The following is a 10,083-nucleotide window of genomic DNA, read 5'->3' as shown; positions in this document are numbered from 1 at the left end:
CGCGCGGCCGCGCGCGGCGCCGCGCTCGGCGGCCTGCGCGGCGCCGGCGCGGAACCACCACGCGGCCGTCTCGCCGTCGGGGCGGGCGATGGCCGGCACCGCGGGCACGCGCGGCCGCGCGTCGGGCGCGCTGGCGCAGGCGGCGAGGGCGAGCAGGACGGGCGCGGCGGCGGTACGGAACGGTCGCATTCGACATCGGCACGACGACGGAGCGGGCGATTATGCCCGCCGTCCGTTGCGGCCATCGCACGGGCGTGTTGCGCGCATGGCCTCGCGGCTGCGGCCGGCCGGCGCTAAGGTGCAGGTCCGATCCGTGAGGAACGTCGCATGTCCGTGGTCCACGCCTGGCTCCGCATCCCGTTCTGGCAGCGCGTGCTGGGCGCGTTCGTGCTGGGCGCGCTCGCCGGCTGGGCGATCGGGCCGGCGGCGGAGACGTGGCTGGGCCCGCTCGGCACGCTCTACGTCAACCTGATCAAGATGATCGCGGTGCCGCTGGTGTTGTTCGCGGTGATGAACGCGATCGGCAGCCTGCACGGGCAGAAGTCGGTGGCGGCGCTGAGCGGGCGCACTTTCCTGTGGTTCGCGATCACCGCCGCGTGCGCGGTCGGCGTCGGCCTGCTGGTGGGCTGGCTGCTGCAGCCGGGACGCGGTCTTTCCGGGCTCACGGTGGCGCCCGATTACACCGTGCGCGAGGTGCCCTCGCCGGTGCAGGTGCTGCTGGATGTCGTGCCGACCAATCCGTTCAAGGCGCTGAGCGAAGGGAAGATCCTGCAGGTGATCGTGTTCGCCGGGCTGGTGGGTTTCGCGCTGGTGAAGCTGGGCGAGCGCGTGGCCGGCCTGCGCCGGCTGGTGGGCGAAGCCAGCGACACGATGGTGCAGGTCACCCGCTTCGTGCTGGAGATGACGCCGCTCGGCACTTTCGGCCTGATCGCCGCGCTGGTGGGCGCCTACGGCTTCGAGAAGCTGCTGCCGCTCGGCAGCTTCGTGCTGGCGCTGTATCTCGCCTGCGCGCTGCACATCGTGGTGGTGTACGGCAGCCTGCTCGCCGCGCACGGGCTCAATCCGCTGAAGTTCTTCCGCGGCGCGGCCCCGGGCATGCAGGTCGCGTTCGTCGCGTCCTCGAGTTTCGCCTCGATGCCGGCGGCGATCCGTTCGATCACCCACAACCTCGGCGTCGACAAGGATTACGCCGCGTTCGCGGTGCCGCTGGGCGCCAGCATCAAGATGGACGGCTGCGGCGCGATCTATCCGGCACTGACGGCGGTGTTCGTCGCCCAGTACTTCGGGCTGGATCTCTCGCTCAACCAGTACTTCGTGATCCTGCTCGCCTCGGTGCTCGGCAGCTTCGGCACCGCCGGCGTGCCGGGCACCGCGATCGTGATGGTGACGCTGGTGCTGAGCGCCGCCGGCCTGCCGCTGGAGGGCATCGGCTATCTCGTCGCCATCGACCGCGTGCTCGACATGATGCGCACGATGACCAACGTCACCGGGCAGATGCTGGTGCCGGTGCTGGTGGCGAAGGAAACGGGGCTGCTCGACGAGCGCGTGTACGCCGCCGCGTCGAGCAACGTCGGCATCGCCGGGGGCGAGGAGGAACGCGCGTCGTGAGCGCGCGGCGGCCGCCGCGCCGGCCGCCTCAGCGCGAGTACCGCCACGACAGCATGCGGCCGGCGCGGTAGGGCATCACGCCGTGGAACGGACGCGGGTCGCCGTCGAACACCAGCGGCAGGAAGTGGCGGTCGCCTTCCCACATCGGCAGGTCGAGCAGGCGCTCGCGCGGCACCCATTCCAGCGTGCCCTCGTGGTTCTCCGTCAGCGGCGTACCGGAGAAGCGGGTGATCAGGAACACGAAGCCGAGCCAGTCCTCGCCGTGCTTGCCGAAGCCCGGCCAGCTCACGGTGCCGCGCAGCACCATCTCCTCGCATTCGATGCCGGCTTCCTCGCGGATCTCGCGGCGCATGCCGGCGGCGACGTCCTCGTCCGGCTCGAGCTTGCCGCCCAGGCCGTTGTACTTGCCAAGATGCAGATCACCCGGGCGCGCGTTGCGGTGGATCAGCAGCACCTCGCGGCCGTCGGGCGAGAGCACGTAGCCCAGCGTGCCCACGATCGGCGTGTACGGCATCAGCGCGCCTCCGCGCTGCGCTGTTCGGCGAGCTGCCGCTCGAGGCGTTCCTCCGCCGCCTGCGCGTAGGCCGCGCAGGTGATCGGCCGCGATTGCGCCGGATCCTGCAGGCGCCAGCCGCTGGCGTCGGGATGCGGGGTGATCAGCACGTCGCAGGGCAGCGCGCGCACCGCCGCGAACGCGCGCCGGTAGTCGTCGACGATGCGCGGATGGCGCGGGTGGCCCACCAGCCGGTAGCCGGGCGCGCTCAGGCTGTCGGCGTAGGCGATGCGGACCGGCTTGCCGTCGCGGGTATCGGTCCAGGTCCAGCTCATGCTGCCGGGCGTGTGGCCCGGGGTGAAGCGCGCGGTGAGCGCGACGCCGCCCAGCTCGACGCTCTCGCCATCGAGCACCAGACGGTCCGCGCGCACCGGGGGAAACGCGAAGTCGTCGCCGTAGTGCGGATCGTCCGTGCCGCCGCGCGCCAGCAGCGCCGCCGATTCGGCATTGCTCACCACCCGCGCGCCGCTGGCCCGCTGCAGCGCCGCCAGCGGGCCGGTGTGGTCGTAGTGCGCGTGGCTGTGCACGATCAGCCGCACCTCGTCCGGCGCGACGCCCAGCGCACGCAGGTTCTCCAGCACCAGCGGCGCCATCTGCGGCAGTCCGCCGTCGATCAGGATCGCGCCCGCGTCGGTGCGCACCAGCAGCACGCTCAGCCCCTGCGTGCCGACATACCACGTGCGGTCGGCGATGCGGAACGGCGCCACCGGCGTGCGCCAGGCTTCCGGCGTATCCGGCGCGCGCGCCGGGGGCAGCGGTTCGGCGGCGTCCACGCCCGCGGCGATCGCGAGCAGGACGGGAACGACGCGCGCGAGGCGCGAGGCGGGCAGAGGCATACGGGAGCACCGCGGACGGGCCGCATAGTGTGCCGCACGCGCGGCAGACCGCCTCAGTCGGTCAGCGGGATCCGCGGCCGCGCCAGGCGCGCGGCCCACAGGGCGAGCGGAATCGGCAGCACCAGACCTGCCGCCGCCACCCACGAGGGATGCGGCACCAGCATGATCATCCCGATCACGCCGGCGACCACCAGCGCCCCCACCGCCACCGCCACGCTGCGCGGATGGCGCGCGAAACGGGCGCCGACGAAGCCGCCGGCGAACGCGCCGCCCGACCACGCCAGCACCAGCGCGGCCTGCGCGCCCAGCGGCATCGTCGCCAGGTAGCGGGCGAAGGCCTGCGCCTGGGCGGGGTCGCGCGGATCGAGCCCCGAGGGCAGCGGGAAGGCGACATGGCCGAGGGCCTCCAGGCTCCACGTCACCAGGAACATCGCCAGGATCCCGGCGAGCAGGGCCAGCACGTTGCGCAGCACGACCGTTCTCCGCTCGCGAAAATGTGAGCATCGTCGCGCTTGGCGCCAGCGGCAAGTGCCCGGCGACGACCGGTCATGAAGCGCGGACCGCCGCCCCCTTGGGGTCGGGCGGCCGCGGCGCACGAAAACGACAAGGCCGCCGGAACGGCGGCCCCGTCATCCGCGCAGTCGCCTCAGATCCCTTCGACCCGGCGCGCGGACAGGAACTTGCCGGCCCAGTAGCCGGTTTCGAGGCTGGAGACGGTCACGTCGCGGCCGGTGCGCGGCGCGTGCACGAAGCGGCCATCGCCCAGATAGATGCCGACGTGGTCGACCTTGCCCTTGCGCCCGAAGAAGACCAGGTCGCCGGCGGCCAGCGCGGCGCGGTCGGTGATCGGCGTGCCGGTGTTGGCCATCTCGCGCGAAACGCGCGGCAGCTCGATGCCGAGCGCGCTGCGGAACACGTAGCGGACCAGGCCGGAGCAGTCGAAGCCGCTGTCCGGCGAGTTGCCGCCCCAGCGGTACGGCGTGCCCAGCAGCGTCAACGCGTTCTGCAGCACCTTGCGGACCTTGCCGTCGCCGTCCTGCGCGGGCTCCGCGGGCAGGCGCGCGGCCGGCAGCAGCAGGCGATTGAGATCCGTCGCCAGCAGCAGCGCGCGGTCGGACAGGCTCATCGCCTCGGGCAGCAGGCTGCGCTCGGGCGGGGCGGGCAGCTCCGCGCGGTCGCCGGCCAGGCCGGGCGCCTGCTGGGCGAGCGCGGGCAGGGCGGAGAGGGACAGCAGCACCGCCGCCAGCCAACGGAGGCGGGAGGCGACAGGTCGGCCGGGGTGATGGGAGGCAGGCGTCACGCAGTCATCACGGGTCGATCACGAGGGGGTGACCTTACCCGCGACGGGCGGGGGAGTTGCTAAGCAGCCGTTAACGATCCGTCAAAGCGGCCGGACCTGGGTCTCAGTTCCGCGCCACGGGTCCGGTGAGGACGCGCCGGGCGCCGCTGTAGCGGGTGCGCCAGTAGGGGCCGTCCAGATGGTCCAGCCGGACCGTGCCGCCGGTGCTCGGGGCGTGCACGAAGCGGCCTTCGCCGACGTAGATGCCCACGTGGGTCACCGTCCCGTCGCTGCCGAAGAACACCAGATCGCCGGGAGCCAGCCGTTCCGGCGCCACCCGCGGCCCCTGCCAGGCGGCCAGCTCGCGCGAGCTGCGCGGCAGGCGGATCGCGGCGGCGTCCCTGAACACGTAGTTCACCAGTCCGCTGCAGTCGAACCCGCCCTCGGGCGTGTTGCCGCCGTAGCGGTACGGCGTGCCGACCAGGCTCAGGGCACGCATCAGCACGGCATTGGCGGCGACGGGATCGGCGGGCGCCTGCGTGCCCCAGTCGCGCGAGGGCGGGGCGGGCGAACGCACCGCGCCTTCGCGGACCCCGCAGGCGCCAAGGCCCAGCACCAGCGCCGCGACCGCAAACGCGCGCCACGCCCGCGCTGGCGCGTGGAGGCGGATGCCCGGATAATGCGCGGCCTTCGTCACGGCGGTAGCTTCGCCGTTCACGTCCCTGCCGGCAATCCCTCACGCCGGCTCCACACACGGCAGGCTCCACCCATGAAGATCGAGAAAGACCGCGTCGTCCGTTTCCACTACACCGTCAGCGAAGCCGGCCAGCCGCCGCTGGAATCGTCCGAGGGCCGCGAGCCGCTCGCCATCCTGGTCGGCCACGGCAACATCATCCCGGGCCTGGAGAAGGCGCTGGAAGGCCGCGAGGCGGGCGAGAAGTTCGAGGTCGACGTGCCGGCCGCCGAGGCCTACGGCGAGCGTCGCGAGGGCATGATCCAGCGCGTGCCGAAGAAGTACTTCAAGGACGCGCGCCTGGAGCCCGGCATGCAGGCGGTGCTGCCGACCAACTTCGGTCCGCGTGCGGTCACCATCCACAAGGTCGGCATGAGCGTGGTCGACGTCGATCTCAATCACCCGATGGCCGGCAAGGACCTGCACTTCGCGATCGAGGTGGTCGACGTGCGCGAGGCCTCGGCCGAGGAGATCGAGCACGGCCACGTCCACGGCGAGGGCGGCCACCACCACTGAACCCGTCCGCCGGGTTCCGCCGCGACGGCCCGCTTCGGCGGGCCGTCCGCGTTTCAGGTGGGCCGTCCGCCTCGGCGGGGCGAACGGCAGGCCGGACTTGCCGGGCCCGGGCGCCGGCGCCGATGATCCGCGCTCGCACGAGGGGAGAGCGCGCATGCAGAAGGCGATCACGCTGGGGCCGCTGCCGGCCGCCGAGCGCATCGTGGCGATGGACGTGATCCGCGGCTTCGCGCTGCTGGGCATCTTCCTGATGAACATCGAGGGCATGGCCGGGCCGCTGAATGCGTCGCTGACCGGCCTCGACCCGTCGCTCGCCGGCGCCGACCGCGCGGTCGACGCGCTGATCTACGTGCTGGTGCAGGGCAAGTTCTACGTGCTGTTCTCGCTGCTGTTCGGCATGGGCTTCGCGGTGATGGCCGCGCGCGCCGAGGCGGCCGGACGGCCGTTCGTGCGCGTCTATCTGCGGCGCACCTTCGCGCTGCTGGCGATCGGCCTTGCCCACATGCTGCTGGTGTGGTCGGGCGACATCCTCACGGTCTACGCGCTGCTGGCGCTGCTGCTGCTCGCGGTGTTCCGCGCGGTGCCGGCGCGGCAGTTGCCGTGGCTGGGGCTGGGGCTGTACGTGGCGCCGCTGTGTCTGGTGCTGGGGCTGGGGGCGCTGGGGTCGCTGGCGCAGCTCGAGCCGGGCGCGGCGAAGGAGATGCAGCGCGCGCTGGCGCAGGAGGCGCAGGCCTGGCAACGCACCCTCGACGCGCAGGCGGCCGCGTACGGGCACGGCACCTGGCTCGACGCCACGCGGCAGCGTGCGGCCGACATGGGGCAGATGTTCGTCTACGCGCTGACCGTGTTCGGCTGGCAGGTGCTGGGACTGTTCGTGCTCGGAAGCTGGTTCGTGCGCAGCGGGGCGATCGCCGATCCGTCGGCGTTCCCTCGGCTGTTCGCGCGGCTGCGGTGGGTCGCGCTGCCGGTGGGCCTGCTGCTGGTGCTGGCCGGCTTCCGGCTGATGCCGACGATGGACCCGGGACGGCTGGATTTCGGCATGGGCGTGGCCACCTTCGCCGCCTCGACCGGCGCGCTGCTGATGTCGCTCGGCTATCTGGCGTGGATCGTGCGCGGCCTGCGGCACCCGCGCGTGGCGGGCGCGCTGGCGCTGCTGGCGCCGGCCGGGCGCATGGCGCTGACCCACTACCTGCTGCAGTCGCTGATCGGCACGCTGGTGTTCTACGGCTACGGGCTCGGCGCGTTCGGACAGTTGCCGCGCGCGTGGCAGCCGGTGTTCGCGCTGGCGGTGTTCGCGTTGCAGGTGCTGGTGAGCCGCTGGTGGCTGCGGCGGTTCCGCTACGGTCCGATGGAATGGATCTGGCGCGGCCTGACCTACGGCCGCCTGCCCGCGCTGCGCGCCGCCTGAGCCGCCGGTAACGGATCGCGCGCGCGGCGGTTACGCTGTTGCGTCCCCCGCACGCGCGACCGCCATGCCTTCGCCCGCCCCGCAGCACGAGGACGTCGTCATCGCCGGTGCCGGCGTGATCGGCCTGGCCTGCGCGCTGGCGTTGCTCGAAAGCGGGCGCGGCGTGCGCGTGATCGACGCCGGCCGCGTCGGCGGCGGCAGCTCGCACGGCAACTGCGGCACGATCACGCCGAGCCACGCGCCGCCGCTGGCCGCGCCCGGCGTGGTGGCGCGCGCGCTGCGCTGGATGCTGCAGCCGGATGCGCCGCTGTACGTCGCGCCCCGGTTCGACCCCGCGCTCTGGCGCTGGCTGTGGCGCTTCGCCGCGCGCTGCAACCCGCGCGACTGGCGCGCCAGCGCGCTCGGCAAGGCCGCGCTGCTCAACGATTCGCGCGCGCGGCTGGCGCAGTGGGTGCGCGACTTCGGGCTCGACTGCGAGTTCGCCGAGGCCGGGCTCGATTACGTGTACCGCGATCCGGCCGCCTTCGAGCACGGCAGGCGCGAGCTCGACGCGCTGCGTTCCTTCGGCGTCGAGGTCGAGGCGATCGACGGCGCGCGCTACCAGGCGCTGGAGCCGGCGCTCAAGCCCGGCGTCGCCGGCGCGATCCGTTTCGACGGCGACGCCGTGCTGCGGCCGGAACGCTACGTCGATGCGCTCGCGCGCGCGGTGCGGGCGCGCGGCGGCGCGATCGTCGAGGCGTGCGCGTTCCAGGGCGCGACGTCCGGGCGCGACGGCGTCCGCGTCGACACCGCGCAGGGCGCGATCGCCGCGCGCGAGCTGGTGGTCGCGCTCGGCGCCTGGTCGCCGCGGCTGTGCGCGGCGGTGGGCGCGCCGCAGCTCGCGCGCGCCCTGCAGCCCGGCAAGGGCTACTCGATCACCTACACCCGGCCGGCGCAGGTGCCCCGGCGGCCGCTGGTGCTGCGCGAACGCTCGGTGTGCGTGACCGCGTGGGACAGCGGCTTCCGGCTCGGCAGCACGATGGAGTTCGCGGGCTACGACGAGAGCCTCAACGCGCGCCGGCTCGGCGCGCTGGAGCGTGGAGCCGCCGAGTACCTGCACGTGCCGACCGGGCCGGAGGTGATCGAGCGCTGGTACGGCTGGCGGCCGATGAGCGTGGACGACCTGCCGGTGATCGGCCCCGTCCCCGGCCGGCCGCACGTCTGGCTGGCGACCGGCCACGGCATGATGGGCGTGAGCATGAGCGCGGCGACCGGCCAACTGATCGCCGACCTGATCGCCGGGCGCGAGCCGGCGGTCGACCCGTCGCCCTACCGGCTCGAGCGGTTCCGCTGACGCGCCGCGCGTGCGCCGCGATGCGCCCGCGACCGCGCTGGCCGTACACTCGGGCGATGGACACCCACATCCTGCACCGCGGCTCGGCGCCGCTGCTGGTGAGCGTCCCGCACGACGGCACCGCCATCCCCGACGCCATCGCCACGCGCATGACCGAATCCGCGCGCGCCGTGCCGGACACCGACTGGCACATCGCGCGCCTGTATGCGTTCGTCAGCCGCTTCCGCGCCTCGATGATCGTGCCGCGCTACTCGCGCTACGTGGTCGATCTCAACCGGCCGCCGGACGACGTCTCGCTGTACCCGGGGCAGAACACCACCGGCCTGTGTCCCGCCGTGCAATTCAGCGGCGAGCCGGTCTACCGCGACGGCCTGGCGCCCGGCAACGACGAGATCGTCCGCCGCGTGGAGCGCTACTGGCGGCCGTACCACACCGCGTTGCGGCAGGAACTCGACCGCCTGCGCGAGCGCCACGGCCGCGTGCTGCTGTGGGAGGGCCACTCGATCCGCGGCGAAGTGCCGTTCCTGTTCGACGGTCGGCTGCCCGACCTCAACCTCGGCACCGCGAGCGGCGCGTCCTGCTCGCCGGCGCTGCGGGCCGCGCTCACCGACGTGCTGTCCGCGCAGGACGAGTTCGACTGGGTGATCGACGGCCGCTTCAAGGGCGGCTACATCACCCGCCACTACGGCCGCCCGGCCGACGGCGTGGAGGCGGTGCAACTGGAGATCAGCCAGCGCGTCTACATGGACGAGACCACCCGCGTCTACGACGACGCCCGCGCCGCGCGCGTGCAGGCCCTGATCGAGCGCCTGCTGCGCGCCGCCGTGGAGACCCTCGGCGTGCCGGCGATGGCCTGAAGGCGCGCGCGACGATGGCCTTCCGTCCGTCAATCGCTACACTGCCGGCATGAGCGAGCCCACCACGCCGCCGATGACCAGCTACCGCCCGTACCTGCTGCGGGCGCTGTACGAATGGATCGCCGACAACGGCATGACGCCGCACCTGCTGGTGGATGCGACGCGACCCGGCGTGCAGGTGCCGCCGCACGCGGTCAAGGACGGCAAGGTGGTGCTCAACATCGCCGAGCGCGCGGTCGCCCACCTGCACATGGACAACGAGTCGATCACCTTCCATGCGCGCTTCGGCGGGGTGAGTCACGGCGTGGTGGTCCCGGTCGCCGCGGTGCTGGCGATCTACGCGCGCGAGACCGGCCACGGCATGGCGCTGCCCGACGACGGCCTGCCGGCCGCGCCCGCCGCCGCGGCGACGCCCGCCCGCCCCGCGCTCGCGCCGGTGCCCGCGGCCGAGAGCGGCGACGACCACGAGCCGGCCGGCCCCGACGACGGCCCGGAGCGGCCGGGCCCGCGTCGCGGCGGCCATCTGCGGCTGGTCAAGTAGGCGACATCGCCTTCACCCGGCGCGCGCGAGGCTGCCGCCGGAACAGCTCGACCGTGGCGGACGGAGGCCGGTCAGCGATGCAGAGGCACGACGGCAGTGGCGCGCGGCGGTCCGCTGAAGGCGACCAGCTCGCCGCGGAACAGCACCAGTTGGCCGACGTGGCGTTCGACGCCGTCCTCCGAGTATTCGAACCGGAACGTCCGCTCCAGCCCCAGCCAGCCGTCCGCGCCGCGCCGCAGGCGCAATCCGCGGGCGTGCACGGTCTGGTCCAGCAGTTGCACGCCGGCGGCCTGGCAGGCGCGGCGTCCAACTGTGACCGCGATCTCGGCGGCCGCGCGCCCGGCGCTCCAGAACGCGGCCGCCAGGCCGAAAAAGATGAGTAGCATCACGAGCGTCGGCATCGCCTCTAATCTGGAGTG

At 73.4% G+C, this 10,083-nt stretch carries 12 protein-coding genes and 1 pseudogene; 6 read left to right on the top strand and 7 right to left on the bottom strand.

Annotated elements, in window-relative coordinates:
• Window positions 1-189 (bottom strand): annotated as a pseudogene (locus FQY64_RS09550) (alkaline phosphatase); the annotation flags it as partial.
• 138 nt (window positions 190-327) lie between these two features.
• On the opposite strand from FQY64_RS09550, the gene FQY64_RS09545 reads away from it, so the two are divergent.
• Complete coding sequence (locus FQY64_RS09545; protein WP_146474031.1) at window positions 328-1,608, top strand: dicarboxylate/amino acid:cation symporter; 1,281 nt, start codon at window positions 328-330, stop codon at window positions 1,606-1,608.
• A 28-nt stretch (window positions 1,609-1,636) separates the two neighbouring features.
• Here the strand turns inward: FQY64_RS09545 and FQY64_RS09540 are convergent, their stop codons facing one another.
• The 5 genes from FQY64_RS09540 to FQY64_RS09520 form a co-directional block, all read right to left on the bottom strand.
• The gene (locus tag FQY64_RS09540) at window positions 1,637-2,122 is read right to left on the bottom strand and encodes an NUDIX hydrolase (RefSeq protein ID WP_146474030.1); all 486 of its coding nucleotides are present in this window, start codon (window positions 2,120-2,122) and stop codon (window positions 1,637-1,639) included.
• Entirely contained in the window at window positions 2,122-2,997 is an 876-nt protein-coding gene (bla, locus tag FQY64_RS09535; protein ID WP_146474029.1) for a subclass B3 metallo-beta-lactamase, read from the bottom strand. Before bla ends, FQY64_RS09540 begins: the two co-directional genes overlap by 1 nt.
• 53 nt (window positions 2,998-3,050) lie before the next feature.
• Window positions 3,051-3,470, bottom strand: coding sequence for a hypothetical protein (locus FQY64_RS09530; protein WP_146474028.1), 420 nt, complete (start codon window positions 3,468-3,470; stop codon window positions 3,051-3,053).
• Between the two features lie 173 nt (window positions 3,471-3,643).
• Window positions 3,644-4,297, bottom strand: coding sequence for a C40 family peptidase (locus tag FQY64_RS09525; protein ID WP_146474027.1), 654 nt, complete (start codon window positions 4,295-4,297; stop codon window positions 3,644-3,646).
• A gap of 103 nt (window positions 4,298-4,400) precedes the next feature.
• On the bottom strand, window positions 4,401-4,994 hold the full coding sequence (locus tag FQY64_RS09520; RefSeq protein ID WP_386112927.1) for a C40 family peptidase: 594 nt from the start codon (window positions 4,992-4,994) through the stop codon (window positions 4,401-4,403).
• 51 nt (window positions 4,995-5,045) lie between these two features.
• Between FQY64_RS09520 and FQY64_RS09515 the strand changes: the two genes are divergently transcribed.
• The 5 genes from FQY64_RS09515 (at window position 5,046) to FQY64_RS09495 (ending at window position 9,664) form a co-directional block, all read left to right on the top strand.
• Window positions 5,046-5,525, top strand: coding sequence for an FKBP-type peptidyl-prolyl cis-trans isomerase (locus FQY64_RS09515; RefSeq protein ID WP_146474026.1), 480 nt, complete (start codon window positions 5,046-5,048; stop codon window positions 5,523-5,525).
• Between the two features lie 154 nt (window positions 5,526-5,679).
• Window positions 5,680-6,933: a DUF418 domain-containing protein gene (locus FQY64_RS09510; RefSeq protein WP_146474025.1), complete on the top strand. Its 1,254-nt coding sequence runs from the start codon at window positions 5,680-5,682 to the stop codon at window positions 6,931-6,933.
• A gap of 64 nt (window positions 6,934-6,997) precedes the next feature.
• On the top strand, window positions 6,998-8,266 hold the full coding sequence (locus FQY64_RS09505; protein WP_146474024.1) for an NAD(P)/FAD-dependent oxidoreductase: 1,269 nt from the start codon (window positions 6,998-7,000) through the stop codon (window positions 8,264-8,266).
• A gap of 56 nt (window positions 8,267-8,322) precedes the next feature.
• Window positions 8,323-9,123, top strand: coding sequence for an N-formylglutamate deformylase (gene hutG / locus FQY64_RS09500; RefSeq protein ID WP_229814870.1), 801 nt, complete (start codon window positions 8,323-8,325; stop codon window positions 9,121-9,123).
• A 49-nt stretch (window positions 9,124-9,172) separates the two neighbouring features.
• A complete protein-coding gene (locus tag FQY64_RS09495) occupies window positions 9,173-9,664 on the top strand; it encodes a ClpXP protease specificity-enhancing factor (RefSeq protein ID WP_146474022.1) in 492 nt (163 codons plus the stop codon).
• A 71-nt stretch (window positions 9,665-9,735) separates the two neighbouring features.
• Here FQY64_RS09495 and FQY64_RS09490 read toward each other — a convergent pair whose 3' ends face one another.
• On the bottom strand, window positions 9,736-10,065 hold the full coding sequence (locus tag FQY64_RS09490; RefSeq protein WP_146474021.1) for a DUF3301 domain-containing protein: 330 nt from the start codon (window positions 10,063-10,065) through the stop codon (window positions 9,736-9,738).
• Between the last annotated feature and the right edge of the window lie 18 nt (window positions 10,066-10,083).

It is taken from the genome of Vulcaniibacterium thermophilum (assembly GCF_007923255.1).
In the GTDB taxonomy this organism is placed as follows: domain Bacteria; phylum Pseudomonadota; class Gammaproteobacteria; order Xanthomonadales; family Xanthomonadaceae; genus Lysobacter_F; species Lysobacter_F thermophilum.
This window is presented reverse-complemented; position numbering and strand designations above follow the sequence as displayed.